The organism is Pseudomonas japonica, assembly GCF_013522925.1.
Taxonomy (GTDB): Bacteria; Pseudomonadota; Gammaproteobacteria; order Pseudomonadales; family Pseudomonadaceae; genus Aquipseudomonas; species Aquipseudomonas japonica_A.
Genome location: NZ_JAAMQU010000014.1, coordinates 93966 through 120630, shown reverse-complemented (window position 1 = coordinate 120630; position 26665 = coordinate 93966). Strand labels below are relative to the sequence as shown.

General features: G+C 64.5%; 23 protein-coding genes. 16 read left to right on the top strand and 7 right to left on the bottom strand.

The genetic code is table 11. From position 1 onward, the window contains the following. Positions 1–53: 53 nt before the first annotated feature. The 5 genes from G7016_RS25400 to G7016_RS21000 all read right to left on the bottom strand — a co-directional run bounded on the left by G7016_RS25400 (position 54) and on the right by G7016_RS21000 (position 6223). The gene (locus G7016_RS25400) at positions 54–2723 is read right to left on the bottom strand and encodes a M10 family metallopeptidase C-terminal domain-containing protein (RefSeq protein WP_181117652.1); all 2670 of its coding nucleotides are present in this window, start codon (positions 2721–2723) and stop codon (positions 54–56) included. 189 nt (positions 2724–2912) lie between these two features. Then, positions 2913–3185 (bottom strand): DUF6555 family protein, encoded by a 273-nt coding sequence (locus G7016_RS21015; protein WP_181117651.1) that lies wholly within the window; start codon positions 3183–3185, stop codon positions 2913–2915. Positions 3186–3291: 106 nt separating this feature from the next. Beyond that, the gene (locus tag G7016_RS21010) at positions 3292–4125 is read right to left on the bottom strand and encodes a sulfite exporter TauE/SafE family protein (protein WP_181117650.1); all 834 of its coding nucleotides are present in this window, start codon (positions 4123–4125) and stop codon (positions 3292–3294) included. Further along, positions 4089–5336 (bottom strand): NAD(P)/FAD-dependent oxidoreductase, encoded by a 1248-nt coding sequence (locus G7016_RS21005; protein ID WP_181117649.1) that lies wholly within the window; start codon positions 5334–5336, stop codon positions 4089–4091. The genes G7016_RS21010 and G7016_RS21005 overlap by 37 nt, the downstream gene beginning before the upstream one ends. Beyond that, positions 5333–6223, bottom strand: a complete 891-nt coding sequence (locus G7016_RS21000) for an MBL fold metallo-hydrolase (protein ID WP_375139708.1) — start codon at positions 6221–6223, stop codon at positions 5333–5335. The genes G7016_RS21005 and G7016_RS21000 overlap by 4 nt, the downstream gene beginning before the upstream one ends. Positions 6224–6416: 193 nt before the next feature. On the opposite strand from G7016_RS21000, the gene G7016_RS20995 reads away from it, so the two are divergent. Together G7016_RS20995 and G7016_RS20990 are read left to right on the top strand one after the other, a co-directional pair. Next, complete coding sequence (locus G7016_RS20995; RefSeq protein WP_308812201.1) at positions 6417–7694, top strand: sigma-54 interaction domain-containing protein; 1278 nt, start codon at positions 6417–6419, stop codon at positions 7692–7694. Between the two features lie 94 nt (positions 7695–7788). Beyond that, positions 7789–8046 (top strand): phosphopantetheine-binding protein, encoded by a 258-nt coding sequence (locus G7016_RS20990; RefSeq protein WP_181117647.1) that lies wholly within the window; start codon positions 7789–7791, stop codon positions 8044–8046. 31 nt (positions 8047–8077) lie between these two features. On the opposite strand, the gene G7016_RS20985 is transcribed toward G7016_RS20990, so the two are convergent. Next, complete coding sequence (locus G7016_RS20985; protein WP_181117646.1) at positions 8078–8509, bottom strand: hypothetical protein; 432 nt, start codon at positions 8507–8509, stop codon at positions 8078–8080. A 163-nt stretch (positions 8510–8672) separates the two neighbouring features. Continuing rightward, positions 8673–9830, bottom strand: coding sequence for an alpha/beta hydrolase family protein (locus G7016_RS20980; protein ID WP_181117645.1), 1158 nt, complete (start codon positions 9828–9830; stop codon positions 8673–8675). 328 nt (positions 9831–10158) lie between these two features. Between G7016_RS20980 and G7016_RS20975 the strand changes: the two genes are divergently transcribed. From G7016_RS20975 to G7016_RS20910, 14 genes are all read left to right on the top strand, one after another. Further along, entirely contained in the window at positions 10159–11100 is a 942-nt protein-coding gene (locus G7016_RS20975) for a VOC family protein (RefSeq protein ID WP_181117644.1), read from the top strand. A 5-nt stretch (positions 11101–11105) separates the two neighbouring features. After that, positions 11106–11441: a Rieske (2Fe-2S) protein gene (locus tag G7016_RS20970; protein WP_181117643.1), complete on the top strand. Its 336-nt coding sequence runs from the start codon at positions 11106–11108 to the stop codon at positions 11439–11441. 154 nt (positions 11442–11595) lie between these two features. Continuing rightward, positions 11596–12720 (top strand): FAD-dependent oxidoreductase, encoded by a 1125-nt coding sequence (locus G7016_RS20965; protein ID WP_181117642.1) that lies wholly within the window; start codon positions 11596–11598, stop codon positions 12718–12720. A 142-nt stretch (positions 12721–12862) separates the two neighbouring features. Beyond that, positions 12863–14557 (top strand): DUF1302 domain-containing protein, encoded by a 1695-nt coding sequence (locus G7016_RS20960; protein ID WP_181117641.1) that lies wholly within the window; start codon positions 12863–12865, stop codon positions 14555–14557. Between the two features lie 18 nt (positions 14558–14575). Then, complete coding sequence (locus G7016_RS20955; RefSeq protein WP_181117640.1) at positions 14576–15934, top strand: DUF1329 domain-containing protein; 1359 nt, start codon at positions 14576–14578, stop codon at positions 15932–15934. 1 nt (position 15935) lies between these two features. Beyond that, complete coding sequence (locus tag G7016_RS20950) at positions 15936–16991, top strand: YCF48-related protein (RefSeq protein WP_258195268.1); 1056 nt, start codon at positions 15936–15938, stop codon at positions 16989–16991. 3 nt (positions 16992–16994) lie between these two features. Further along, complete coding sequence (locus G7016_RS20945) at positions 16995–19472, top strand: efflux RND transporter permease subunit (protein WP_181117638.1); 2478 nt, start codon at positions 16995–16997, stop codon at positions 19470–19472. Continuing rightward, positions 19462–20730 (top strand): MFS transporter, encoded by a 1269-nt coding sequence (locus tag G7016_RS20940; protein WP_181117637.1) that lies wholly within the window; start codon positions 19462–19464, stop codon positions 20728–20730. The genes G7016_RS20945 and G7016_RS20940 overlap by 11 nt, the downstream gene beginning before the upstream one ends. A 15-nt stretch (positions 20731–20745) precedes the next feature. Further along, positions 20746–21324, top strand: coding sequence for a cupin domain-containing protein (locus G7016_RS20935; protein ID WP_181117636.1), 579 nt, complete (start codon positions 20746–20748; stop codon positions 21322–21324). Further along, positions 21321–22298 (top strand): fumarylacetoacetate hydrolase family protein, encoded by a 978-nt coding sequence (locus G7016_RS20930; protein WP_181117635.1) that lies wholly within the window; start codon positions 21321–21323, stop codon positions 22296–22298. Before G7016_RS20935 ends, G7016_RS20930 begins: the two co-directional genes overlap by 4 nt. Positions 22299–22308: 10 nt before the next feature. After that, complete coding sequence (locus G7016_RS20925) at positions 22309–23289, top strand: NAD-dependent epimerase/dehydratase family protein (protein ID WP_181117634.1); 981 nt, start codon at positions 22309–22311, stop codon at positions 23287–23289. 1 nt (position 23290) lies between these two features. Continuing rightward, complete coding sequence (locus tag G7016_RS20920; RefSeq protein ID WP_181117633.1) at positions 23291–24070, top strand: cyclase family protein; 780 nt, start codon at positions 23291–23293, stop codon at positions 24068–24070. 109 nt (positions 24071–24179) lie between these two features. Next, positions 24180–25595: an iron-containing redox enzyme family protein gene (locus tag G7016_RS20915; RefSeq protein ID WP_181117632.1), complete on the top strand. Its 1416-nt coding sequence runs from the start codon at positions 24180–24182 to the stop codon at positions 25593–25595. Next, the gene (locus G7016_RS20910; protein ID WP_258195267.1) at positions 25592–26557 is read left to right on the top strand and encodes a class I SAM-dependent methyltransferase; all 966 of its coding nucleotides are present in this window, start codon (positions 25592–25594) and stop codon (positions 26555–26557) included. Before G7016_RS20915 ends, G7016_RS20910 begins: the two co-directional genes overlap by 4 nt. Positions 26558–26665: the final 108 nt, after the last annotated feature.

Genomic DNA, 26665 nt, shown 5'->3' with positions numbered 1-26665 from the left:
CCCGGGTTTCCCCGGCCCCACAGTGTAGGGCTGGGGGAACCCCGGGAATGGCTTCAGGCGGCCACGCCTAGCAGGGCGAGCTCCTGCTCCGGCGCTGGCGCGAACACGAACGCGTCGGCGCTAAGCGCATGGCTGAGGTCGCCGTCAAGGGTGATCTCGAACCGCTCGCCGTCTGCGCCTGCAGTGAAGTCTTTTACATAGGTGCGGTCGGCCGCGGCGCTGTAGCTCACCTTCAAGGTGCCGTCGCGGCCGCTTCCCAGGCCTGTATAGCCCAGCGCGGCCACATCCAGCAGGTCATGGCTGGCGTCGAAATCGGTGATCACGTCACTCATCCCGCGCAAGCTGTCAGTGGTGGCGAGGAAGCGGAAGGTATCGTCTCCCGAGCCGCCAGTGAGCTGGTCCAGGCCAGCACCGCCGGTCAGCACATCGTCGCCGCTGCCACCAGTCAAGATGTCACTACCGCGACCGCCCGCCACCTGATCATTGCCGTTTCCGCCATCGAGCGTATCGCTACCCGCGCCGCCATCGAGCCTGTCGTCGCCCGCTTCCCCGCGCAGGGTGTCATTGCCGGCCAGGCCGTTCAGGCGGTCATTGGTGTAATAGCCGACCAAGGTGTCGTCATTGGCGGTGGGTTCATCGATGTAGTAGTCGTCGTAGCTGGTGGGTTCGGCATTAAAGTGCGTGGTCGTGGCGGCGCCGAAGCGGATCGCGGCATTGTTGATATAGCTCACGCCTTCGAGCACCAGCTTGAAGTAGTTGCCGTTGGCATCGGCTTCCAGTGACTGCAACACCATGTCACCGCCGGTGCGTGTGGCTTCCAGGGTGTGGTCGTAGCCGGTGCCCAACCCGGTGAAGCGAAACGCCGAGAGGTCAAGCACGTCATGGTCGTAGCGGAAGTCGGTGATCGTGTCGCTGTTGTCCACGCCCCGGGTGTCGTTGGCATAGCTGTCGCGCAGCGCGTCAAACACGAATACGTCGTTGCCGTCGCCGCCCGTGAGCTGGTCGGCGCCCGCGCCGCCAATTACATAGTCATTGCCAGCACCGGCGCTGAGGGTATCCGCGCCCGCCAGGCCCCTGAGCGTTTCGCCATTGTCGCTGCCCGTGAGGGTATTGCGGCCCGAGGTGCCCTGCACCAGGGTTTCGAAGTCGCTGGCCTGTATCTCGTTGACGTTGCCCACCAGCGCCAACTGGAAGTAATGGCCGTCGCTGTCGGCATCCAGGCTGCGCAGGTAGTGCCGCCCCAGGCTGCCGTTGTAGCTGAGCTGCAAGGTGCCGTTGTGGCCATCGCCCAAGCCGCTGTAGCCCAGGCTGGCGAGGTCAAGCTTGTCTTCGCCAGCGACGAAGTCGGTGATCAGGTCATTGGCGCCACGTACGCTGTCGCTGGCACGGGTGAAACGGAAGGTGTCCGAGCCGGCGCCGCCAGTTAGCCGGTCCACCCCGGCGCCGCCGTACAGCACGTCATCGTAGAGGCCGCCGGTGAGCCGGTCGTTGCCCCCGAAGCCATAGAGCGCCGTATCAGACACTTCCGTGGCGGCCAGCACATCATTGCCGGCAGTGCCGGCCACGGTAAGGTTGTCGTTATTGCTGAAGGCGTTGCTGTCAGTGCCGTAGAACACCGTGCTGGGGTCGCCGAAGCGGCTGAAGTAGTTGTCGAACACGGTGTTGAAGCCGGTGATGTCTTCGTTGCGCTCGGACACTGCATAGCTGGCGTTGCCGCCGCCGATCAGGTTGTTGTACACCACGTTGCCGGTGACAGCGTCCACGGCGCCCACGTCCGAATCGTCCGAGGCCTGCAGCACGACTTCAGCGTTGCCGAAGGTGCTGGCGTCGTTGTACAGCACGTTGCCTGCGATCGTGTTGGCGCTGGAGCCATACAAGCCGATGCCCGCGCCGCCGTTATCGTGCACGGTCACGTTGCTTACCCGGCTGAAGTCGGTGAGCTTGAGCAGTAAACCTTCTGCGCCGTTGTCGGCGATTTCGCCACCGGTGAGCACCACTCGTTCCGAGAAGGCTTCGCCCGGTTGGCCTTCCACCAGAATGCCCCGGCTTCCGTTCTCCAGCGCGTCGTTGTCGGCCAAGGTGGTGCGGTAGTTGTCCAGTAACAAGGTAAAGCCGTTACGGCCGTTGCCTTCGCTGAGGTTGTCCTGAAAACCACCCGCGTCCACGTAGCCTTCGGCAGGGCCTGCAAGGTGGGCGTAAAAGCCGTCCAGGCCGCTGCCGGTTGCTACGCTGTCGGTCACGCTCAGGGCGAAGGTGCCTTGTTGCGCGTTCAGCCCATTGCCGCTGCAGTTGGTGAACGTCACGCCACTCACGGTCACGCCCGTGTTGGTGCCGCTGTCCCAAGGCCCGGCGCCGGTACTGAAGCCATCCACGCGCCCGCTGGTACTGGCGCTGTTGCCATCCACTGTAAGGTCAGCCAGCCCGACGTCCTGTGCATCCATGGCAGCCCGGACAATACCGGTGACGGGTTTGCTCCAGTCGTCCGCCAACTTAAGGCTGGTGTCGCCGGCACCGTCTCCGACCAGGCTTACGCTACTTGGCAGGATGAGGCAGGGCCCGGAGGTCTGTGAGGTGTCGCCGCTCACCACGTACGTGCCCCTGGACAGATAAACCTGGCCTCCGGTCTTGGCTGCGGCGTCGATGGCGGCCTGGATGGCCTGGGTATCGTCCATGGTTCCATCGCCAACCGCGCCGTAGTCGCGGGCGTCGTAGATAAGGGTCATGGCAGTAGCTCCTCAAAGCAGGGGGCAACGTGGAGGCGCAGCCGGCCGCTTCGGCGCTCATTGTAGTGGCGGCGATACAACGGTAGTTCAGGAAAGGGGGAACACCAGTGCCGATCGGCAGGTGTAAAAAACCCCGGCACTGCATTCGCCGGGGTTGGGTCTTGGCCTGCTACTGCGAGCCCGATGTGGCTAACCGGCGGCGCGGTCAGCCACTGGCGCTTCTACGGGCGGCTGCATACCCGCCGCGCGCCAGCGCACGTCGGTAATCCCGAACTTCTCGGCCATGGGTTTGGAGGTGCGTTTGATTTTGTCGTGACGGTGGCGAGGTATGTGCCCGACCCCCGCATCGCAACTGGCCCAATGCCACGCTTCGGCGTTGTCCATGCGGTCGAGGCGGATCACAAAACTCTTGGGTGCGCCGTGAAGGCGATAGTCGATGACGAAAAGCGTTGGCGTAGGCATTTCCAATCAATCCCGTTGATCATTACCGACTTAACGGAGCCTTGTATGGCGCGCAAAATTCCATCGGATTTACAAACGGTGCGTACCGCTCCGATATACGGCAAAATCAGCCGAAAACGTGGCTTCTTGCCAGTATCGCCATGGCCGCTGCGAAGCCTGTCACGGCGAATACCTTCTGCAAGGCAGCGCCGCTGACGCGGGGGGCCATTCGCCGGCCAAGCAGCAGGCCCGCTGCACTACCGGTTGCGAAGGGCAGGGCGAGTTGGATATTACCCACGCCGCTGGCCATGGTCGCGCCGCCGGTGGCCAATGCAACCAGGGCAATCACCGCCAGGGATGTCGCTACCACACTGTTCATTTCCAGGTCGGTGTAACGCCGCAGCGCGGGCACGATCACGAAGCCTCCGCCCACCCCGAGCAGGCCCGACAACACGCCTGCCAGAGCGCCGGTCCCTGCCAGCGCTTGCGCGCACGAAGTGGTCCAGTGCAGTTGGCCGGTGCTGCGGTCCAGCCGGCAAGGGCATTGAGCTAACGGCCGCCCCGATGGGTCAGCGCCCCGCCATAAACGCACGCTCACCCAGGTTTGTACGGCTACGAAACACGCTGCCAATGGAACTGCGGGAAGGCGATGGCTGAGCCACACCCCGAGCGGCGCGGTGGCGATCCCACAGGCGCCGATCAACGCCGCGGCCCGGTACCGCACGATGCGTTGGCGCAGGCCAATCACCGCACCGAGCAGGGCAGATAACCCTACTGCCAACAGTGCAATAGGGGCGGCCTGGGGAATGCTCAGGCCTAGGCCGAACATCAGCAGCGGCAACGCCAATACGCCACCTCCGGCGCCGGTAAGCCCCAACACCAGGCCTGCCACCGCGCCCAGGCCGCTGGCCAGATAGGCCAGCGTCACGGCATCGCTTCCAACGCGGGCTGGGCCAGCCATTCCCGCCCGCGCAGCATGCCATGCCAGTACACCGCCGGCAGCGCATGGGCCTTCAGCCACCAGGCCAGGCGGGTAGGCTCGGTGCCCTTGAGCACCCATTGGGGGAAGGAGGGCGCCAGCGCACCGCCATAGGCAAATTCGGCCAGTACGATACGGCCGCGTTCAACCGTGAGCGGGCACGCGCCGTAACCGTCGTAGTGGGCCGTACCGCTTGCCTTGCCTAGAGCCGCCGCCACGTTGTGGGCAACCACCGGGGCTTGCTTGCGGGCAGCGGCGACCGTTTTGGCGTTGCTGGCATTGATAACATCGCCCAACCCATGAACGTTGGCGAAGCGGCGGTGGCGCAGGCTGTGTGGGTCTACCTCCAGCCACCCGGAGGCGTCCGCCAAGGCACTGCCACTCACTGCCAAGGGTGGGCATTGTGGTGGCACCACATGCAGCAGGTCGAAGCCGCGCGTGTCGTGGCGGATGCTGCCATCGCTGGCAGTCACTTCGAATGTGGCCTGGCGCAAGGGGCCGTTCACTGCCACCAAACGATGGCGAAGGCGCAGGTCCACCTCGTAACGGTCGATATAGCGTTGCAACGCAGGCACATACGCCGCCACGCCAAACAGGCTTGGGTTGGCGTTGAGGAACTCGGCCCGCACCGCGCCCTGACGGCCTTCCCGGCGCCAATGGTCGCAGGCCAGATAAAGGGCCTTCTGCGGCGCGCCAGCGCATTTGATCGGCATGCCGGGCTGGGTGAACAGCGCCCGGCCTTTGCGCAGTTGGCGGGTGAGCTCCCAAGTATAAGGCGCCAGGTCGTAGCGGTAGTTCGAGGTCACGCCGTGCTGGCCAAGCGTGCTTTCCAGCCCGTCGATGGCGGCCCAATCCAGCACCAGCCCCGGGCACACGATCAGCTGGCGATAGCCCAGGCCAGGCCGGTTAGCCAGCAATACCTGGCTGTTGGCAGGGTCGAACCCGATCACTGCGGCTTGCAGCAGCTTCGCGCCAGTGGGTATCAGCGTGGCAGTCTCGCGGCGGGTGCTGGCCGCCTTGAACACCCCCGCACCCACCAGGGTCCAGCCCGGCTGATAGAAGTGCTCGGTGGCAGGGTCGATCAGTAATACGTCCAGCCCGGGGACGCGCTTGAGCAGGCTGGCGGCGGTCGCGATGCCCGCGGCGCCTGCGCCAACGATTACCACGTCGTGAACCGGTAGCGTGTGGGTCATGGGGTGTCCTTGAAGGCATTGAGGGGGATACGCAGGTAACGCAGGCCGTTAGCTTGCTCAGGAGGAAGTTGGCCGGCGCACAGGTTCACTTGCACCGCGGGCAGCATGAGGGCCGGCATTGCCAGGGTGGCATCGCGCGCCATGCGCATGTTCACGAAGGCCTCTTCGCCGATGCGGGCGTTTGCGTGCAGGTTACCTGCGCGCTGCTCGGCCGCCGTGGTGTGCCATATCAGCTCACGACCTTGCGGCCGGTAGTCATGGCACAACAACAGCTGGGTGTGGTCGGGCAGGCAGAGCAACCGCTGAATCGACCGGTACAGTGCGCGGGCATCGCCACCCGGGAAGTCACATCGAGCAGTGCCGTAGTCTGGGGTGAACAGTGTGTCGCCCACGAATGCCAGGGGCTGTTCGGGGTTGTCGAGCAGGTAAGTAACGCACGCCGGTGTATGCCCGGGCGTGTGCAGTACCTGAATCGAGAGGTCGCCCAGCTTGAGATTTTCGCCGTCGCCGAGCAGGGCGTCGAAGGTGGCTGTTTCGGCAGCACCTGGGAACCAGCGGCTGAAAGCTGCCTGCACCTCGACCACGCGCGCACCGATACCGATTCGCCCGCCCAGGGCCTTTTTGAGGTAACTGGCGGCGCTCAGGTGGTCGGCATGCACATGGGTTTCGAGTATCCATTCAACCTGGGCCCCCAGATCGCCCACCCGCGCAATCATTCTGTCGGCGTTCACTGAAGAGGTATGGCCAGTGGCGGGCTGGTAATCGAGCACGGCATCGATCAGCGCACAGGCTTGGCTGGCGCGGTCGAGCAGCAGATAGCTCAGGCTGGACGTGGCCTGGTCGAAGAACGCTTCCACCCGGTAGGCGTCGGTTTGCAGGTGCATCATGAGGGCTCCAAAACGGCGAGGGCGACCGCAGCCAATGGTCGGGTAACTCAATATCCGTGCCAGCGCGCCAAGGCAGTATTTGCTGGGCCACGCGGCTACTCCGCTCCGTGGAACTGCCACGTTCGTCAGCGGTGCTGGCAGTGGGTGGCAGTCAATGGCAGTATTTCCCGGCCTGCCTGCTGCTGGAGCCCCCGTGGCCACCTTCGACCCACTGGCGTTGAACGCCTACCTGGAACATGACCCGCTGCCTGCCATCGTGCTGGACACGGCCTACCATATCGTTGCTGCCAACCGCGCCTACCGGCAGCAGTTCGGCCAACGCGGCCAGGCGCCGATCGGCCACACCTGCCACCAGGTGTCCCATGGTTACAACGTGCCCTGCGACCGTGCCGGCGAGCATTGCCCCATGCGCAAGGCACGGGAAACACGCTTGCCGGAGCGTGTGTTGCATGTTCACCACACGCCACGCGGGCCAGAGCACGTGGATGTAGAGCTGCGCCCGCTGTATGGCGAGGGCGGGGAGTTGCTGGGTTACGTAGAGCGGCTGCGTTCCCTGGCGGTGGCGGCGGCCCAGCCCAGTGAGCACGGCCTGGTAGGGCGCGCACCCGCCTTCCAGCGTGCGCTTGCCGACCTGGAACGGGCCGCGCCATCGCAAATCCCGGTATTGCTGCAGGGTGAATCCGGCACGGGCAAGGAACTGTTCGCCCGCGCCCTGCATGCGGCCAGCCCCAGGGCAGGCGGGCCCTTGGTGGTGGTCGACTGCACGGGGTTGAGCGAGACCCTGTTCGAGAGCGAGTTGTTCGGCCATGAAAAGGGCGCGTTCACCGGCGCCGCTACGCGCAAGACGGGCCTGGCCGAAGCTGCCCATGGTGGCACGTTGTTCCTCGACGAGATCGGCGAAGTGCCGCTGGCCACCCAGGCCAAGCTGCTGCGGTTGATCGAATCAGGCAGCTTTCGGCCCGTGGGTAGCTTGCGCACCCTGCATTCGGACTTTCGCCTGGTAGCTGCGACCCACAAGCCGCTGGCAGAGATGGTGGCCAACGGCAGCTTCCGTCAGGACCTGTATTACCGCATCAATGCCTTCACCTTGCGCTTGCCGGCCTTGCGCGAGCGCGCCGAAGACCTCCCCTTGCTGATCGACAGCCTTCTTCGCCGCACGGCACAGGGCACGCCATGGCGGGTCGCCCCCGACGCGATGGCCTGGCTACAGGCCTATCACTACCCAGGAAACATCCGAGAGCTGCGCAATGTGCTGGAGCGCGCACAGTTGATGGCCAGCGATGGTGTGATTCACCGGCGGGACTTGCCCCTGGACGAGCCGACGCTGGCATCCCTGCCCAGCGAGCAGCACAAGCTTGCCCAGGCGCTGGCTGGCTTTCGCGGTTCGCGCAAGGCGCTGGCGATACATTTGGGGCTGAGTGAGCGCACGCTTTATCGGCGCTTGAAGGCGTTGGGGATGGATGAGGGGTGAGGCGACGGGCGGCGCGAAAACCTGGCAGAGTTGCCAGTGTTATGGAGCGGGCGGCTAGGCCAGGATCTAGCTACCACGTCGGAGGAGAAGAGCCATGTCCCTGGAATCAGATATACAAGAACTTTTCATAGCGAAACTTGGCAGCGCTATAACTAGTAAAACCGCTCTTACAGATAGGCTGACGGATATAGTCAGCCTCACGGAGATAATAAAAAGTATAGAGAATAAGTTCGACGTAGTTCTCTCGGATGACATGGTAGCGCAAGCGAAGACTGTTGGGAGCCTGGTTACCATGGTCGAAATTGAAAGGGATAGCCTCGGCAGGTCAGGCCCACGTCAGATGGACTACTAGACCCGAATCCGTTCCCGCACGTGCTTCGCCCTTACCCTTCCACCGGCTTGTTCAACATCAACTCGCCGTCTACCTGGCTGACCAACCCACTGGCCTGTAACAACGGCAGCAGCCGTTCATGCAGGCCAGGCTCCACGAAGCTTTGTACGGTATCAACGTCCAGCGCGCCGGTAACAGGCAGCTCGGCCTTGGTGTAGGACAGCCACGCCTTCTTCAGCATCAACAGCACGTCGCTGGCACTGGTATTGGCGAAGCGGCGGTGGGTTTGGGCACCCGAGAACATGAAGGTATGACGCAGGGTGTAGCCGCTGTCATTGCCGCCGTTTTGCTGGCAGCGCACGCAGCTGCAAGGGCCGTCACCGAAGGCCTCGCGCAGGTAGGCGTTGAAATCGGTGACGGGCTTGAGCGACAGGCGCTTGTCCACTTCGAAAAGGTCGGCGGTGAGGGTTTCGAGCGCGGCCAAGGGGCCCCCTGTGTGCTGGCATGAATAAGGGGCGCCACCTTAGCAGACCCAAGAGGCTGGGTGAATGCCGAGTGTCCGCGGTGACGACCGTTCGCACAGGTCCAGCGCCGGCCTGGTAGGAGCAGGCGCCAGCCTGCGAACGAGGCCCGCCAATCGATCGTCCTTACGCCACCCGTCCGCCCAACACTTCAGCCACCCAGTCAGCGATGTATTGCCCGGCATTTATGCTGTTGTCGAAGCTGGAATGCTGCACGCCGCCTTCACGGGCAGTGAACACCTTCAACTCCCGGCGAGGGCTGTTGACCAGCTGCTCATAGGTACGATGTGCCCACTTGAGCGGGATCTGCGAGTCTTTTTCGCCGTGGGTGACCAGGAAGGGCACTTTGATGCGATCCAGCACGCCGTCCAGGTGCACGTTCTCGGCGATGGCCATGAAGTCGTCCTGATCCTTGGCGCCCCACACCCAGCGTACGTGGGCCCAGTAGTGCGGTACCGGGAAGTCGCCTTCCTTTTCCAGCCGGCGCTTCTGCACGTCGCGCCAGTCGTGGTTGGCGCCCCACACCACGCCACAAGCGAAGCGCGGCTCGAAGGCCACGGCGCGAGGGCAGTAATAACCACCCAGCGACACACCTTCCATGCCGATGCGCTTGGGGTCTACGTCCGCGCGGGTTTCCAGCCAGTCCACCACCCGGCTGGCCCAGTGTTCACTGTCGAAACGGGCGGTGAGGTTGTGCAGGCGCAGCGCTTCGCCGGTGCCTGGCTGGTCAATGATCAGCGAGGACACGCCACGCTTGGCCAGCCATGCCGGCAGCCCCACGCGGTATTTCATTTCCTTGGTGGAGTCCAGGCCGTTCACCTGCACCAGCAGTGGTGCCGGGCCGTCCACGCCTTCGGCTCGAACGAGCAAGCCCGAGATGTGAGCGCCTTCGTAGGGGATTTCCACCCGCTCGCAGTTCTCTTTCGACAGCGCAATGCCGCGGGCAAAGGTGCTGAGAAAACGCTGGTACAAGTCCGCACGCCCTGGCGCGCCGTGGGCCTGCAGGCGCTCGCAGGTGAGGTAGTAGGTGGCCGCGCGATTATACTTTTCGCCAGCCGACAGCAACCGCCCGGCGCTTTCGTCTTCCTCGGCCAAGCCGCACAGCTTGTCGGCCATCTTCGCCCAGGTTTCGCGGAACGCCTCGGTACCGGCTTTGTCCGGCTGTTTGGCGGCTTCTTGCAGCGGCGCGCACATCTCCTCGATCTCGCCCATGCGCGCGCCCATTTCAATGGCCAGGTCTACAGAGAGGTTCCACACGTAATTGGTGGGGAAGTACTTGAACATTTCTTGTTGTCCTTGTGCGTTGCGAAAGGGCCGCGCGCTGAAAAGGCAGGCGCGCCATCCCTGCACCATAAGGAAGGCCGGGGTATCGCTGCCAATCGTATCCGGGGATAGGAGGTATCGCGTGGGGCACTAGGTTGATTTCGTTGGGGCGTAGCGGTTAGCAGAGTGGCGCCTACTCCTTCGGGTTGGGTCAGCGGCTTGCCGCAGGTATCGCCCCACGCGATACATCGCATCCTTACACACGATTGGTCAGCTGATCGCCCACCGTTCAGGCTCTGTTCCAAGTCGGCCAGGCGCCGATTCCAATTACAAGAACGGAGTGGTTCGTATGAATATCATCGGCCTAGACGCACTGGTCTTCGGTGTCGACGACATCCAGGCCTGTACTGATTGCCTGCGTGACTACGGGTTGGACCCCGTAGGGCTGGACGGCAACGGCGGGCGATTCGAAGCGCTGGACGGTACCGCCATTATCATTCGCCGGGCCGATGATGCGAGCCTGCCGCCGGCCATCGGCCCGGCGCCGTCGCTGCGTGAAACCATTTATGCAGTGGCCAGCGCAGAAGACCTGGCGGCCATCGAGGACGAACTGGCCCGTGACCGCGAAGTACGCCGCGATGCCGACGGCAGCCTGCACAGCGTGGACGACATGGGCTTTCATATTGCGTTCCAGGTAGCGCAGCGGCGGCCGTTCAGCGCCCCGGCAGACCTCACCAACGCCCCTGGCAGCGAGCCCCAGCGGCCGCTGAACCAGGTAGGTATTTCCCCGGACATGGAAGCCAAGCCGCGCACGCTGTCCCATGTGGTGTACTTCGTGCCCGATTCCACCAAGGCCGGCGCGTTCTATGCCGATCGCCTGGGCTTTCGCATCACCGACACCTTCGAGGGGGTAGGGCCGTTCATGCGCCCGGCAGGCTCGGACGATCACCATTGCCTGTTCATGATTCAAACTCCGCCGCATATGAAAGGGTGCGAGCATTTCACCTTCCATATGGGCAGCGGGACTGAAGTTTTGCTCGCGGGCCAACGCTTCGCGGCCAAGGGCTGGACCAGCTTCTGGGGGCCGGGGCGTCACCTGTTCGGCTCGAACTGGTTCTGGTACTTCAACAGCCCGCTGGGATGCCACATCGAGTACGACGCCGACATGGACAAGCATGACGATGCCTGGGCTGCGCGGTTTGCGCCGATGTCCGCGGATAACTCGCAGCTGTTCCTGTTATCCAGCCGTGAGAAGTGGGCGCCGAGCGGCCCGCCACCCAAGCAAGGCTAAGCGCCATGGCAGTGGCAACGCGCCTGTGTGCGCTGGCGCAGCTGAGCGAAGGCCAGTCCCGAGGGTTCGACCCTTGGGGCGCCGGCCACGATCAGGTGTTCGCATTGCTGCATCAAGGCCAGGTGCGGGTATATCGCAACAGCTGCCCGCACCTGGATGTACCGCTGGAATACCGCAAGGACCGTTACCTCTCGGCCGACGGCGCCTGGATCATCTGCTACGCCCACGGCGCGCGCTTCGATCCGGTGGATGGCCGCTGTGTGTACGGGCCGTGCCTGGATGAGCACCTGACGGCGCTACGCCACCGCATCGAAGGTGATGACGTGTGGCTGGAAACCTGAATAAACGGAACGGCTGAGGTATCGCGAACGGCGATACATCCCATCCGAACATGCGATTAGTCAAATCGGTGCCAGATACGCCGTAATGCCGATCAAACGGCGCGGTGCCAAGGCTGGCATCAACGACCCACAATAAAAACAAGCGAGTCAAGCCATGAGTTCAGTGAACAGTGTTCTGGTCGTGGGCGGTGGGATCGGTGGCCTGTGTACGGCCATTTCGCTCCGCCGGCAGGGGTTTAAGGTCGACCTGATCGAGCTCAAGCCCGAGTGGACCGTGTACGGTGTAGGGATCATCCAGCAGAGCAACGTAGTGCGGGAAATGTCCCGGCTGGGCGTACTCGATGCCTACCTGGACGCGGCCTATCCCTTCGAGGACGTCGCCATCTACGGCCCTGAAGGGCAAACCCTGGCGCGCATTCCCGGCCAGCGCCTGGCCGGCCCACAGTACCCGGCGAACGTGGGTATCTCGCGCCTGGCACTGCACCATGTGCTCAGCGACACCGCCGCCAACCTGGGCGCGAACATCCGCCTGGGCCTGGCCGTGGAAACCCTGAACCAGGACGCGGACGGCGTCGATGTGCTGTTCACCGACGGCAGCAGCGGCCGCTACGACCTGGTGGTCGGCGCCGATGGGCTGTACTCGCAGATCCGCGGCCTGCTGTTCGGCGAGCGCTACACGCCGCGTTTCACCGGGCAAGCCGTGTGGCGCCACAACTTCCCCCGGGCGCCGCACATCGACCACCTGGCCAACTTCCAGAGCGCTGCCGGCAACGCCGGGCTGGTGCCACTGGCCGGCGACCTGATGTACCTGTTCCTGACCTCCCATGAACCCGAAAACCCTTGGATGGACGCCAGCACCTTGGCCGAGCAGATGCGTGCCCGGCTGGCCGGCTTTGGCGGGATCATCGGCGAGCTGCGCGAGCAGATCGTGGACAGCAGCCAAGTGGTTTACAAGCCCATGGAAGTGGTGTTCGTGGACGAGCCCTGGTACAGCGGCCGCGTGCTGCTGATCGGCGACGCCGCCCACGCCACCACACCCCACCTGGGCCAAGGCGCTGGCATGGCCATTGAAGACGCTGTGGTATTGGGCGAGGAGCTCACCGCCGGCGGCACCCTGGAAGAGCAACTTCAGCGCTTCATGGCGCGGCGCTTCGAACGCTGCAAGTTCATCAGCGAGCAATCGGTGCTGGCCGGCGACAAGGAAATGCAACAGGACCGGGCGTTCGACCGGATAGGGCTGGTGAAACGGATGCTGGAGCTCACCGCGCAGCCTGTCTGAGCCGCCTGAGAGCCTGGCAGCCTAGCTTTGTGGGAAGCGGGCGCCAGCTCGCGAATATGGGGCCATAAATCTATTCGCGAGCTGGCGCCCGCTTCCCACAGGGTGAAAAGCCTTAAAAGAATAAAAAAACGAGGGAATCACCATGGCACTTCGTATATCCGCCGCGCGGCTCGGGCTGCGCGGGGCAGGGGCTGGCTGCGCGCTTACCCCGGCCGCCGCGCTGGTGGCGGTCGCCCTGTTAGGCACGTCCGGGCACAGCCAGGCATTCGAGTTCGACGCGGGCAACCCGGACCTGCGCATTCGCTGGGACAACACCCTCAAGTACAGTGCCGCCTGGCGTACCGAGGGGCAGTCTGACCGGCTGACCGAAGGCAGCACCTCGCTGAACCTGGATGACGGCGACCGCAATTTCGACAAGGGGCTGATCTCCAGCCGTGTGGACGTGCTGTCGGAAATGGACATCACCTACCAGAACGTCGGCGCCCGGATAAGCGGCGCGGCCTGGTACGACGATGCCTATAACCGCAACACCGACAACAACGCCGCCGATCGCATCAACAGCTTCGACGGTGATGACTTCCCTGACGCCACCCGCACCCTCCACGGGCGCAAGGCCGAGCTGCTTGACGCTTTCGTGTTCGCCAAAGGTGACCTGGGCGAAATGCCGGCCTCCGCGCGCCTGGGCCAGTACGCCATGCAGTGGGGTGAAAGCCTGTTCTACGGCATGAACGGCATTGCCGGCGGCATGGCCCCGATCGACGTGGTGAAGGGGTTGTCGGTGCCCAATACCCAGTTCAAGGAACTGATCCGTCCGGTCAAGCAGATGTCCGGCCAGCTGCAGCTCACGCCCGACGTGAGCATCGGCGCCTATTACCAGTTCGAGTGGGAAGCCAACCGTCTGCCGGCTTCAGGAAGCTACTTCTCTACCGACGACTTCTTCGCTGACGGCAACGAACGCTTGTTCGTGGGCGCACCGTTGTTCCCCGGGGCCGCGCCGCTGGCGTTCTACCGTGGAAGTACCAAGCAGGCCAAGGACGGGGGGCAGGGCGGGGTGCAACTGCGCTGGCGCACCGACAACTACGACTTCGGCTTTTATGCCATTCGCTTCCACGACAAAAGCCCGCAGCTGATCGTGCGGCCAGACTTCGCCAACCTCAACCCGGTGAGCGGTTACGCCGGTAACTACTACTGGGCTTACCCGGAAGGGATCGAGGCAGTGGGCACGAGCTTCTCCACCACCCTGGAGGAATTCAACATCGCGGGCGAGCTGTCCACCCGCTGGCACCAGCCGCTGGCCTCCACGCTCCAGCACAGCCTGATAGCGGGCGAGGGCGTATCCAACGACGCCGACGACGCGGTGTATGCCACCGGCCATACGTTGCACGCCAACCTCTCATGGTTAGCGAGCCTGGGCCCGTCGTTTGTGTCCCAGGAAGCCAGTTTCGTGGGCGAAATCGCCTGGAACCGCGTGCTCAGCGTAACCCGAAATGCCGACGCCGTAGACCCCAACGCCGACCGCGACGCCTGGAGCCTGCGCACCGTGTATGAGCCCATGTACCGCCAGGCTTTCCCGGGCTGGGACGTGAGTGTGCCGATCGGTGCCAGCTACACCCACGGTGCCTCGATGGCACTGGGCACCGGCTTTGGCGCCAACCGTGGCGGCGACCTGAACATTGGTATCAAGGGCAACTACCTCAATACCTGGAACGTGGGCCTGACCTACACGCACTACTACGGCCGCAGCGACACCTTCCTGGACGCCAGCAGCAATTACACCTTCGAACAAAGCCTGATTGACCGTGACTTCCTGGCCTTCAGCGTCAGCCGTACTTTCTAACAATAAAGGGGATTGTCCATGAACCTTCGCCACCGCCTGAGTGCCTTGTCGGTCGCTTTACTGGCTGCCGCCTGCCTGGCCAATCCGGTGCAGGCCGCCGTCAGCGCCGCCGAAGCCGACACCTTGAAAACCACCCTCACGCCTCTGGGCGCCGAGCGCTCCGGCAACGCCGACGGCAGCATCCCGGCCTGGACCGGCGGGCTGGTGCAGGCCGGTGGCGGCGATGGCAAGCGCAGCGATCCCTTCGCAAGCGAAAAGCCGCTGTTGACCATTACTGCCCAGAACATGGCCCAGTACGCGGACAAACTGTCCGAAGGCACCAAGGCCATGCTCAAGAAGTACCCTGACAGCTACAAGCTCGACGTGTATGCCACCCACCGCACCGCCGCCGCGCCCCAGGCGGTGTATGACGCTACCTATGCCAACGCCACAGGCGCGAAGCTGACCGAAGGCTCTGCCGGCGCCATGCCCGAAAACGCCCAGGGCGGTATTCCGTTCCCGATCCCCAAGGCAGGGGTGGAGGTGATGTGGAACCACCTGCTGCGCTGGCGCGGTGCGTCCTGGCACGCCAACTTCACCCAGTACCTGACCACCGCCGACGGCAAGCACGTACTCACCAACGACTCGCGCGCGGACATGCAAATGCCGTGGTACCTGCCTGATGGCGGCAAGAAGGACGGCACCTTCTGGTCGATTCGCATGGTGAACGATGGCCCGCCCCTGCGCGCCGGCGAGGCCATCACCGGGCGGGAAAACATCAACGCCGACAATGCCGGTGTATGGACCTACCTGCCAGGTCAGCGCCGGGTGCGCCGCCTGCCCAACGCCTGCTGCGACACGCCTACCCCGGCCACGGCCGGTGTAATGAGCTTCGATGAGCTGTATGTGTTCAACGGCCGGCTGGACCGCTTCGACTGGAAGCTGGTAGGCAAGAAGGAGCTCTACATCCCTTACAACGCAAACAAGGTGTTCACGGCCGCCAACCCTACCGACCTGCTGGGCGAGCACCATTTGAACCCCTCCGCGCTGCGCTGGGAATTGCACCGTGTGTGGGTAGTGGAAGCCACCCTCAAGGCGGGTAAGCGCCATGTGATGCCGCGCAGCACCTACTACGTGGACGAAGACACCTGGGCTGCGGTGCTGGGCGAGCGCTACGATGCGCAGAACCAGCTGGCCAAGGCGCTCTGGACCACTCCGGTAGTGCTGCCAGACCTGCCAGGCGTGGTCACCCTCACCAACGGCTTCTACGACCTGCTCTCGGGCGCCTGGTTTACCGGTGACATCTTTGCCGGCAAGAGTGAGCAGTACCGGGTAGTGAATGCCTACAAGGACAGCGTGTTCACTCCTGATGCCCTCGCCGGCGAAGGCGTGCGCTGAGATGAACGCCAACAGGCTGATCGCCCTTGCCGTACTCGCGGGCGCACTGGTCACAAGCCCCGTACAGGCTGCCAGCACTGCGGCGGCGCCTGCACCCGCCACCGCTCAGGGCTTGCATGCCGTGTTGCTGGACATCACCCGCGCCGGCGACCGCTTGGTGGCTGTGGGCGAGCGGGGCACCGTGCTGCTGTCCGACGACAACGGTAATGGCTGGCGCCCGGCCACGGTGCCAGTGACCAATACCTTGACCGCCGTTCGCTTTGTCGACAACCGCCAGGGCTGGGCCATCGGCCACGCGGGTGTGGTGTTGCACAGCGACGATGGTGGGGAGCACTGGGCCCTGCAGCTGGACGGCACCGAGGCAGCGCGGCTGGAGCTGAACGCCGCTCAGGCCAGCGGCGACGAGGCCCGGCTGGGCGCCGCAAAACGGCTGGTGGCAGATGGCGCCGACAAGCCGTGGCTGGCGCTGAACTTCAGTGACGCCCGCCATGGTGTGGTGGTGGGCGCCTACGGCCTGGCCATGGCGACCGAAGATGGCGGTGCGACCTGGCAGTCCTGGATGGGCCGCTTGCCTAACCCGCAAGGGCTGCACCTGTACGCGGTACAACGGCAAGGCGCCGCCCTGTACGTCGCTGGCGAGCAAGGCTTGTTCCTCCGTTCGGCAGACGACGGCGCGCACTTCGACGCGGTACCCACCCCCTACGAAGGCAGTTTCTTTGCCTTGAGCGCGTTGCCGGACCAGCGCATTTTGCTGGGCGGTTTGCGTGGCAGCCTGCTGGTGTTCGATCCCCGCACCGAACAGTTCGACACCCTGACCAATCCCATTACCGTCTCGGTGAACGCCTTGGTGTCCCGGCCTGCAGGCACGCTGGTGATCAATCAGGCCGGCGGGCTACTTCAAGTCAGCGCAGAGGGCGTGGCGCGGCCCCTGGGTAGCCAGCCCGGGCCACCCTTGACCGCGGCCATCGAGGCCCGTGACGGCAACCTGGTGGCCGTAGGTTTCGGCGGCCCGGCCCGCATTGCTTTGCCTTCAGCCACCCAGCCTTCTACGGAGTAACCGATGCTGAGCCATTCCCCCACCGGCGCCAGCCCTGAAAGCGGGCGCCTGGAAGACTTCGACGCAGCGTCCGGTTCCTGGCTGGAGCGCGCACTGTTCAACCACCGGCGGCTGGTGTTGTTGCTGTGCCTGCTGGTCACGGCACTGCTGGGCTGGCAGGCCACGCGGCTTACGCTCAATGCCAGCTTCGAGAAGATGATCCCGTCTGGCCATCCTTTCATTGCCAACTATCTGGAGCACCGCCAGGAGCTGTCGGGCCTGGGCAACGCGGTGCGGATCAGTGTGGCCAACCGCGACGGCGATATCTACAGCCCCGGCTACCTGGCCACCCTGCAAAAGCTCAACGACGAGGTGTACCTGCTTCCCGGCGTGGACCGCGCGTACATGCGTTCCCTCTGGACGCCGTCGGTACGTTGGGTAGGCGTGACCGAAGAGGGCCTGGAAGGCGGCCCGGTGATCCCTGACGGCTACGACGGCGCGGCGGCCAGCCTGGCGGCGCTGCGGCAAAACGTGCAGCGCTCCAACGAAATCGGCCAACTGGTGGCGTTCGACCAACGCTCGAGCATTGTGTATGTACCGCTGCTGACCACCACCGCTGACGGCAAGCCGCTGGACTACCACGCGTTTGCCAGCCAACTGGAAGCGCTGCGGGCTAAATACCAAAACGCCCATACCGAGGTGCGCATCACCGGCTTTGCCAAGGTGGTGGGCGACCTCATCGACGGGCTGGTGCAGATCCTTGCCTTCTTTGCCGCCGCCATCGTGATCACGGCCGTGGTGCTGTTCGCCTATACCCGCTGCCTGCGTAGCACCTTGCTGGTGTTGTGCTGCTCGTTGGTAGCGGTGATCTGGCAACTGGGCTTGTTGCCGATGCTCGGCTATGCGCTGGACCCGTACTCGGTGCTGGTACCGTTCCTCGTGTTCGCGATCGGCATCAGCCACGGCGCGCAGAAAATGAACGGCATCATGCAGGACGTAGGCCGAGGCATGCATCGCCTGGTCGCAGCCCGCTACACCTTCCGCCGCCTGTTCCTTGCAGGGCTTACCGCGCTGCTGTGTGACGCAGTGGGCTTTGCCGTGCTGATGGTGATCAAGATCCAGGTGATTCAGGACCTGGCGCTGATCGCCAGCCTGGGCGTGGCGGTGCTGATCTTCACCAACCTGATTCTGCTGCCGGTGCTGCTGTCGTACCTGGGCGTGAGCGCTCATGCGGCGCAACGCAGCCTGCGCGGCGAAAGCGCGGCCGAGGACGGGGAGATAAAGGGGCTGTGGGCGGTCCTGGACCGTTTCACCCACCCGCGCTGGGCAATGGCGGCGGTCGCGGTGGCGGCAGTGATGGCCATCGGCGGCTACCTCACCAGCTTGCACCTCAAAGTCGGTGACCTGGATGCCGGCGCGCCCGAACTGCGCGCCGACTCACGCTACAACCGTGACAGCGCCTACATGACCGACCACTACGGCGCCAGCAGCGACGTGTTCGCAGTGATGGTTAAAACCCCGCAAGGTGGTTGCTCCAGCTACGACACCCTGCGCCGGGTCGACCAGCTCGACTGGCGCCTGCGCGGGCTGGAGGGCGTGGATTCCACCAACTCGCTGGCGCTACTCAACCGCCGTGTGCTGGTAGGCCTCTCCGAAGGCAGCCCGAAGTGGTACGAACTGGTGAACAACCAGGCCACCCTGAACATGGTCACCGCTGGCGCGCCGCGCGGCCTGTACAACGAAGACTGCAGCCTGCTCACCCTGTATGCCTACCTTACCGACCACAAGGCCGACACCCTTGCCCGGGTAGTAGACAGCGTGCAGCAGTTCGCCCGCGACAACGACAACGAGAACGCGCAGTTCCTGTTGGCAGCGGGCAACGCCGGGATCGAGGCGGCCACCAACATCGTGGTGCACCAGGCTAGCCGGGAAATGCTGTGGTGGGTGTATGGCGCGGTGGTGTTGCTGTGCCTGGTGACCTTCCGTTCGTGGCGCGCAGTGGTGTGCGCGGTGCTGCCGCTGGCGCTCACCTCCATCCTCTGTGAGGCACTGATGGTGTGGCTGGGCATAGGCATCAAGGTCGCTACCTTGCCGGTGATCGCCCTGGGCGTGGGCATTGGCGTGGACTACGCCCTCTATGTGATGACCATCGTGTTGGCTGAAATGCGCCAGGGCGCCACTCTGTCGCAAGCCTATCAGCGGGCCCTGCGCTTCACCGGGCGGGTGGTGATGCTTACCGGCATCACCCTGGCGGTGGCAGTGGGCACCTGGATGTTCTCGCCGATCAAGTTCCAGGCGGACATGGGCGTGCTGCTGGCCTTCATGTTCGTGCTGAACATGGTGGGCGCACTGGTGTTGCTGCCGGCACTGGCCTGCTTCCTGTTGCCGAAGGCCCGCCAAGGCCAGGCTCAGACGCTGGCACAGGCCAGTCGGGAAGCACCACGTACCGAGCGCCGTCTGCCCCTTCCACCCAAAGCCCTGGAGGCCACCCATGAACGGTGAGCGCGTGGCCGGCTGGCCACAGTCAGCCCTGTTGTTGCTTGGTAGTTGTTTGCCGGTGCTGGGCGCGGTGCTGCTGGCACCCGTGCTGCCTCGCATGCAGGCCCACTTCGCCGACGTGCCGGGCGCCGCTGTGCTGGTGCCTTTGAGCCTTACGCTGCCTGCGCTGGTAGTCGCCGTGCTGGCGCCGTTCGCCGGGCTGATGGCTGACCGCTTCGGGCGCAAGCCGCTGCTGTGCCTGGCGCTGATGCTCTATAGCCTGTGCGGGTTGTTACCTCTGTGGCTGCCATCGCTGCCGGCAATCGTGGCCAGCCGTGCCGGCATTGGCCTGGCCGAGGCGGCAATCATGACCGCTTGCACCACCCTCATGGGGGACTACTACAGCGGCACGCGGCGGCAACGCCTGTTCGCCTTGCAAATGGTCGCCACTTCGCTGTCCGCCGCGCTGTTCATGGGCATCGGTGGGGCACTGGGTGAGCAGAACTGGCGCACGCCGTTCTGGCTGTATGCCAGCGGGGTAATTTTCCTGCCGCTGGTGCTGCGCCTGCTGTGGGAGCCACGCGCCGGGGCTATGCAGCCGGGCAACCCTGTGGAGGGCGGCAGCGCCTGGTCCGGCTTGCAGGCGTTCTACCTGCTGGCGGTGATCGCCGGGGTAAGCCTGTTCATTGTGCCTATCCAGGGCGGCTTTCGCTTGGCATTGCTGGGCGTAGACAATCCGGCGCAGATCGGCGCCACCATGGCGGCCAACCAGTTGGGCGTGGTGGTTGGCGCCTTGAGCTACCGCTGGCTGGGCCAACACACCCGCCGGGCGTTGTTGCTGGCGTTTGTATGCGCCGGTGCTGGTGGTGCCTGGCTGGCCCTGGCCGGTAGCCCTGGACAAGTGGCTGCGGCGGTCACGCTGAACGGTGTAGGGGTAGGCATGATGCTGCCCAACCTGATCGGCGCCATCATGGTCCGGGTGCCCTTTGCCCAGCGGGGCAGGGCCAGCGGGCTGTTTACCGCATCCATCTTCGCCGGCGAATTTGCCAGCCCTTTGGTCGTGCTCGCGCTTACCGGTGGCGTGCCTGCCAGCTTGCCCATGGCCTTGCTGGTGGTCGCCGGGGTGCAGGTGCTGATCGGGCTGTGCTGTTTGAAGTTGAGCCAGGGCTTGCATTCGGTGCCGGAAAGCCAGGTGCCCGCTACCGATAATCAGACCTTTCACGCTGTTCGTAGCGGCAGCGCCCCGGGAAGCTCTCAACCCGGTACTCACACCCCTTTATAACAACAAGGACACGTCATGCCTGCCTTGCCTACGTTCAAGCGTGTGATCACCGGGCACGATGCCCGGGGCCGCGCTGTCGCTATCGACGCGGCACCCACGCCCCATGTATTCCCTTTGCAAGCGGTGCCCGGCACTGTGTTCCATGAACTGTGGAACAGCCAGGGAAGCCCCGTGCCTATCGATAACGCCGGGGACCCCTGCGACCGCCCCCTGAAGCTCGGCCCGGCCCCCCAGGGCAGCGTGTTGCGCGTTGTGGACATTCCGCCGGACAGCCAGCATAGCGGCCTGTCGCCTGAAGCGGCCGCCGCAGCGTTTGCCGAAATCGGCCAGGCCCAGGCGGGCACCGGTCATGCAACCTCACGCCATGCCCTGATGCACCGCACTGAAACCCTCGACTACGGCGTGGTGCTGGAGGGGGAGGTGTGGCTGGTGCTGGACGACGAAGAAATTCACCTCACGCGGGGTGATGTGGTGGTACAGCGCGGCACCAACCATGCCTGGAGCAACCGGACCGAGCAGCCTGCTCGCATGCTGTTCGTGCTGCTCGATGGCCGCTATGCCGATGAGCTGGTTAACGTGGAGGTTGCCCGATGAAACTCGCAACGCTGAAAAACGGCCGCGCCGACGGGCGCCTTGTAGTGGTAAGCCGTGACATGACAAAGGCGGTGGATGCAGCCCCCATTGCCGCAACCTTGCAACAGGCCATCGAGCGCTGGGATGAATGCGAGCCGGCCTTACGGGCCCTGGCCGCGCAACTGGAACACGGCGCCTGTTCGGGTGCGTTCGCTTTCGAGCCGCGGCAGGCCATGGCACCCTTGCCCCGGGCCTATCAATGGTGCGATGGCTCGGCCTTCATGAGCCATGGCGAGCTGATGCAAAAAGCCTTCAACCTTCCCCCTATCGAAGGTGCAGACCGCATCCCTTTGATGTACCAGGGCGCGGGCGATGATTTCCAGGGACCGCACGACGACATTCGGCTGCCCAGCGAAAGCCACGGCATTGACTTCGAGGGTGAGTTCGCCGTGCTGGTGGACGAGGTGCCGCTGGGCTGCCCGGCCGAAAACGCGCTTGGCCATGTGAAGCTGATCCTGCAGCTCAACGATGTGAGCCTGCGTGCCTTGGCGCCGCGGGAAATGACTACCGGCTTCGGCTTCCTCCAGGCCAAGCCGTCCTCGGCCTTCGCGCCGCTGGCCGTTACACCCGACGAGTTGGGCGATGCCTGGCGCGACGGCCGGGTGCAGTTGCCGTTGCGGGTGGAGTGGAACGAACAATGGTTCGGCCACCCCCACGGCGGCCAGATGACCTTCGGTTTCGATCAGTTGATTGCCCACGCCGCGTTCACGCGCCGCCTTGGCCCCGGCACATTGATCGGCTCTGGCACCGTCTCCAATCGCAACCGGGACGTAGGCTCGGCGTGCATTGCCGAGCGCCGCGCCATCGAGATGATTGCGTCCGGCGCGCCTGTCACCGGCTTTATGCGTTTCGGTGACCGCGTACGCATGGAGGCGTGTGGCGCCGACGGTAGCCTGCTGTTCGGGGCCATCGAGCAACGGGTGGCTCAGGCCTGAGGAGCGACCCATGCGTGTATTGATCACCGGCGCCAACGGCTTTGTGGGCCAGGCGCTGACCCGCCGCCTGCTCGCTCAGGGGCATGTGCGGGGCGAGCGTCTGGCGCTGCTGCGCTTGCTCGATACCGGGTTTGACACCGCTGTGGAGGACTCCCGGGTCCGCCGGCATGAGGGCAGCGTTGCGGACGCCGCGTTGCTGCGCCGCGTGCTGGCCGACGGCATCGATGTGGTGTTCCATCTGGTGAGCATTGCCGGCGGCACGGCAGAGCGCGATTACCCGCTGGGTTATCAGGTGAACCTGCTCGCCAGCCTGGAACTGCTCGAGCAATTGCGCCAGGCGAGCAACGTCCCGGTGCTGGTATTTGCCAGTAGCGTGGCGGTATACGGCGCGGCGCTGCCAGCGCGTATGGACGAACAGGCGCCGGCCCATCCGGCGCTGAGCTACGGCGCGCACAAGCGCATGATCGAGATCGCCATCGAAGACCTCGCCCGGCGGGGTGATGTGGATGGCCGCGCCTTGCGCCTGCCCGGCATCGTCGCTCGCCCGCCGGCACCCAACGGCCTGCGCTCGGCGTTCATGAGTGAGCTGTTGCACAGCTATGCGGCGGGGCAACCGTACACTTGCCCCGTATCGCCCCAGGCCACGGCCTGGTGGATGTCGGTGAACTGTTGCGCCGACAACCTCATACGCGCCGCCGAAGTTGCAGGCGTGCCAGCCGATGCCGGCCGCGTGTGGCAGTTGCCCGTGTTGCGGCTGTCCATCGCCGAGGTAGTGGATGCGCTAGCCGACCGCTACGGTGAGGCGGGCCGCGCACGGTTGCGTTATGAGCCCGACCCGGAGCTTGAACGCCTGTTTGGCGCCTACCCCGTGCTGCGGGCACCGCGGGCCAGAGCCTTGGGCCTGCGTCACGATGGCACCGCCAGCGCGCTGGTGCGTAATGCCCTTAACCTTACCCCGGCGTCGAAACGCGCCTTGCATGGAGTTCAGTGACATGACGTCTGAACGTCGCTTTGTTGACTTGTCCGTCACCCTTGAAAATAACCCTTACACCGACCCACCGCCGTTGTTGCCGCACATCGAATACATGGACCACCAGCAAGGCTGGCCGGAAATGGCCGCCATGTTCCCCGGCCTCACCATCGACCAGATGCCGGGGGCCGAAAGCTGGGCCGCCGAGCGTCTGCAGATCACTACTCATAGTGGCACCCACATGGACGCGCCCTGGCATTACGCGTCCACCACCGATGGAGGCACGTCCGCCTGGGGCATCGACGAACTGCCCCTGGATTGGTGCCTGCGGCCGGGGGTGAAACTGGATTTCCGTGCCATGGAAGACGGCCACGTGGTCACGGCTGCCGAAGTGGAGGCGGAACTTGCCCGTATCGGCCATACGCTGCAACCGCTGGACATCGTGCTGGTGAATACCCGGGCCGGGGCGTTGTTCGGCCAGCCAGGCTACCTGGATGCAGGCGTAGGCATGGGGCGCGAGGCCACCCTTTACCTGCTGGACCGCGGCGTGCGCGTGGTAGGCACCGATGCCTGGAGCTGGGACGCGCCGTTCAAGTACACGCGGGAGCGGTTTGCCGCCACCGGCGACGCTTCGCTCATCTGGGAGGGGCACAAGGCGGGCCGGGATATTGGCTACGGTCAGATGGAAAAGCTGGCGAACCTGGACACGCTGCCTGCCTTTGGATTTACCGTGAGCTGCTTCCCTTACAAGATCAAGAAAGCCAGCGCCGGGTTCGTGCGCGCCGTGGCTATTTTCGAGTAATCACGGAACGAAAGAGAAGCGGCCATTCATCCGCCATCGTCGCCGGGCAAGGAATTCCTGAGGGCGGCGGCGCTCGAACGTGCACTATAAAGCGTATTCGAGTTGCTCTATGACTGCCTTGCAAAACCTTGTCTGCTCGAACTCCCATGCCTTGCCGGCTACCACGCCGGCGAGGGACCTTTATCAAGCCCTGATGCGTCATCCTGAAGGCGACACGCTTGACGCAGCGCGAGCCTACCTGAGCGACCGGCTCGAAGAAGCCGCGCAAGTGCCGGGCGGCTTGCCCGGGCATTTCGATACGCTCGAGCAGTGGGTGGCCGACAATGCTGCCCGTGTGGCAGAGCAGTACGCCAGTTACCTCAAAGCACGCCACGAGGGCGCGCCGCGACGGTTCTTCACCTGCCGCGCCCACGCGTTGTATTTCCTGCGGGCGGTGGCACCCACCAAGCTGGTGGACGGTGCGTGGCTGTACGGCACGCTCAGCCACTGGGCTGACGGCCGCTACCATGGGCTGATCCGTACCTACCTCGAAGAGCTGGGCGACGGCGAGCCTGCTCAGAACCATGTGGTGCTGTACCGCAAACTGATCGCCGACCTGGAGTGCGAGCCGCACGCCGATCTGGACGATGACTGCTACGTGCAGGGTGCCATCCAACTGGCGCTTGGCGCGCTCGGCAAAGACCTGATGCCCGAAGTGATCGGCTTCAACCTGGGCTACGAACAGTTGCCGCTGCACCTGTTGATCACCTCCTTCGAGCTGAACGAGCTAGGGATCGACCCGTATTACTTCACATTGCACGTCACCATTGATAACGCCAGTACCGGGCATGCTCAAAAGGCCGCCCACAGCCTGCTTGAACTGATGCCCACGGTTGGGCAAGAGGATTTCATTCGGCGCGTGCGTGCCGGCTATCAGCTCAATGAATTGGGCACGGGTACTACCGCAGCCATCGCGGCGTTCGACCTCGAAGAAGAATTGGTCGCGATGCTCGAACGCAAGCAGGTGTTCGCCCAGCATATGCATTCCGATTACTGCAAGGTTGAAGGCAGAACGGTGAACCAATGGCTGGCCGAGCCAGGGGGCATTCGCCCGTTCCTTGCGGCGCTTGAGCGCAAGGGGTGGATCAAGCGCAAGGCTGATCCAGGCGAAAGCCGCTTCTGGCAGCTGATCGATGGCCCGGGCGCGGCGATGTTCGGCGTGTTCAGCGCCTACGAAAAGCAACTGCTGGCTGACTGGATCGCCGATGGGTATGTGCCTGAGAATAACCAGCGCCGCGGGGCCGATAACCCGTTCCGCCTGAAGTTTCGGCAGCACCCCTTGGCCACCTCGTTGGCTCAGGCGGCCGGCCCCAGCGTTGAAGAGCGCACCCAGGTGCAGGCAGCCCTCGCTGAGCCCGGGCCATTGCCACGCCTGGAGCGCCTGATTCCTTTCCTGTCGCCCCAATGCCACGCTACCCCGGCGGGCCTTTATGCCACGCGCTTGTATGCCCGCGAACTGGCCGGTGAACCGGGGGTAGGCCGATGACCATGGCGCAGGTGTTTGAAGGGTTGGCGCCTGTAGAAGAGGGCGGCGCCATCTTTGCCTTGGGGCGCTACCTGGCAGAGCAGCGTTACCGCTTCATTACCCCGACGCCCTTGACTCACCAACGCAACCTGAATCGCGATCCCGGCCCGGGTTCGGATTTGCGCGATGCGTTTGGCTGGAACCGCCCGTTTGCGGCCAGCCTCCTGCCCGCCGCGCTGTTGGAGGCTCTGCGTGCCGAGGGCGTGATAGTGGCGGATACCCCCGGCTTCTGGCGCAGCACGCTGCGATGCTCAACCTTGGGCGATCAACGCCTGTTGCACTCGGGCTACCCCACAGACGCTGCCGATGCCGTGTTCTTCGGGCCAGACACTTACCGCTTCGCGCGCGCTATCCAGACGCATCTGGCACAACGAGCCGCGCCGCCCGCGCGGGCGGTAGACATCGGTACTGGCAGCGGTGCGGGGGCGCTGGTGATCGCCAAGGCATGCCCGAACGCCCAGGTATGGGGAACCGACATCAACCCGGGCGCCCTGCGCCTGGCCGGGATCAATGCGCAACTGGCCGGGGCCGATAACTTGCAGGTACAGCCCAGCGATGTACTGAGCAGGGTAGAGGGGGTGTTCGACCTTATCGTCGCCAACCCGCCTTATATGCAGGACCCGAAAGGCCGGGCCTACCGGGACGGCGGCGCGGGGCTCGGCAGTGCATTGTCCCTGCGCATCCTGGCCGAATCACTGCCGCGCCTGGCCACTGGCGGAACAGTATTGCTGTATACCGGTGTGGCCATCGTCAAGGGCCAGGACCCGTTCCTGGAAGGCGCTCGCCAGGTGCTCGAAGGCTTCGAGGGCGACTGGCACTACGAAGAAATCGACCCGGATGTGTTCGGCGAAGACTTGGAGCTGGAAGGTTACGCCACCGCCGAGCGCATCGCCGTGGTGGTGCTGACCGCGACTGCCCGCTGAGGGTTTCGCCAGTTTCGCCGGCTCCTGAATCCGGGCGGCGGGAAATGCATAGCGCGGCGACTGAGCCCGGCAGGTGCCGACAATCTCCATCCACGCTAAAATCCCCGC

Excerpts from the sequence above, each read along its gene's own strand:
- G7016_RS20935 (WP_181117636.1), top strand. The coding sequence starts at position 20,746 with ATGCCTGCCTTGCCTACGTTCAAGCGTGTGATCACCGGGCACGATGCC.
- G7016_RS20990 (WP_181117647.1), top strand. The coding sequence starts at position 7,789 with ATGTCCCTGGAATCAGATATACAAGAACTTTTCATAGCGAAACTTGGC.
- G7016_RS21005 (WP_181117649.1), bottom strand. The coding sequence starts at position 5,336 with ATGACCCACACGCTACCGGTTCACGACGTGGTAATCGTTGGCGCAGGC.
- G7016_RS25400 (WP_181117652.1), bottom strand. The coding sequence starts at position 2,723 with ATGACCCTTATCTACGACGCCCGCGACTACGGCGCGGTTGGCGATGGA.
- G7016_RS20965 (WP_181117642.1), top strand. The coding sequence starts at position 11,596 with ATGAGTTCAGTGAACAGTGTTCTGGTCGTGGGCGGTGGGATCGGTGGC.
- G7016_RS20975 (WP_181117644.1), top strand. The coding sequence starts at position 10,159 with ATGAATATCATCGGCCTAGACGCACTGGTCTTCGGTGTCGACGACATC.
- G7016_RS20945 (WP_181117638.1), top strand. The coding sequence starts at position 16,995 with ATGCTGAGCCATTCCCCCACCGGCGCCAGCCCTGAAAGCGGGCGCCTG.
- G7016_RS20960 (WP_181117641.1), top strand. The coding sequence starts at position 12,863 with ATGGCACTTCGTATATCCGCCGCGCGGCTCGGGCTGCGCGGGGCAGGG.
- G7016_RS20925 (WP_181117634.1), top strand. The coding sequence starts at position 22,309 with ATGCGTGTATTGATCACCGGCGCCAACGGCTTTGTGGGCCAGGCGCTG.
- G7016_RS20940 (WP_181117637.1), top strand. The coding sequence starts at position 19,462 with ATGAACGGTGAGCGCGTGGCCGGCTGGCCACAGTCAGCCCTGTTGTTG.
- G7016_RS20910 (WP_258195267.1), top strand. The coding sequence starts at position 25,592 with ATGACCATGGCGCAGGTGTTTGAAGGGTTGGCGCCTGTAGAAGAGGGC.
- G7016_RS21000 (WP_375139708.1), bottom strand. The coding sequence starts at position 6,223 with ATGATGCACCTGCAAACCGACGCCTACCGGGTGGAAGCGTTCTTCGAC.
- G7016_RS20955 (WP_181117640.1), top strand. The coding sequence starts at position 14,576 with ATGAACCTTCGCCACCGCCTGAGTGCCTTGTCGGTCGCTTTACTGGCT.
- G7016_RS20970 (WP_181117643.1), top strand. The coding sequence starts at position 11,106 with ATGGCAGTGGCAACGCGCCTGTGTGCGCTGGCGCAGCTGAGCGAAGGC.
- G7016_RS21010 (WP_181117650.1), bottom strand. The coding sequence starts at position 4,125 with ATGGCTGGCCCAGCCCGCGTTGGAAGCGATGCCGTGACGCTGGCCTAT.
- G7016_RS20930 (WP_181117635.1), top strand. The coding sequence starts at position 21,321 with ATGAAACTCGCAACGCTGAAAAACGGCCGCGCCGACGGGCGCCTTGTA.
- G7016_RS20980 (WP_181117645.1), bottom strand. The coding sequence starts at position 9,830 with ATGTTCAAGTACTTCCCCACCAATTACGTGTGGAACCTCTCTGTAGAC.
- G7016_RS20915 (WP_181117632.1), top strand. The coding sequence starts at position 24,180 with ATGACTGCCTTGCAAAACCTTGTCTGCTCGAACTCCCATGCCTTGCCG.
- G7016_RS21015 (WP_181117651.1), bottom strand. The coding sequence starts at position 3,185 with ATGCCTACGCCAACGCTTTTCGTCATCGACTATCGCCTTCACGGCGCA.
- G7016_RS20950 (WP_258195268.1), top strand. The coding sequence starts at position 15,936 with ATGAACGCCAACAGGCTGATCGCCCTTGCCGTACTCGCGGGCGCACTG.
- G7016_RS20920 (WP_181117633.1), top strand. The coding sequence starts at position 23,291 with ATGACGTCTGAACGTCGCTTTGTTGACTTGTCCGTCACCCTTGAAAAT.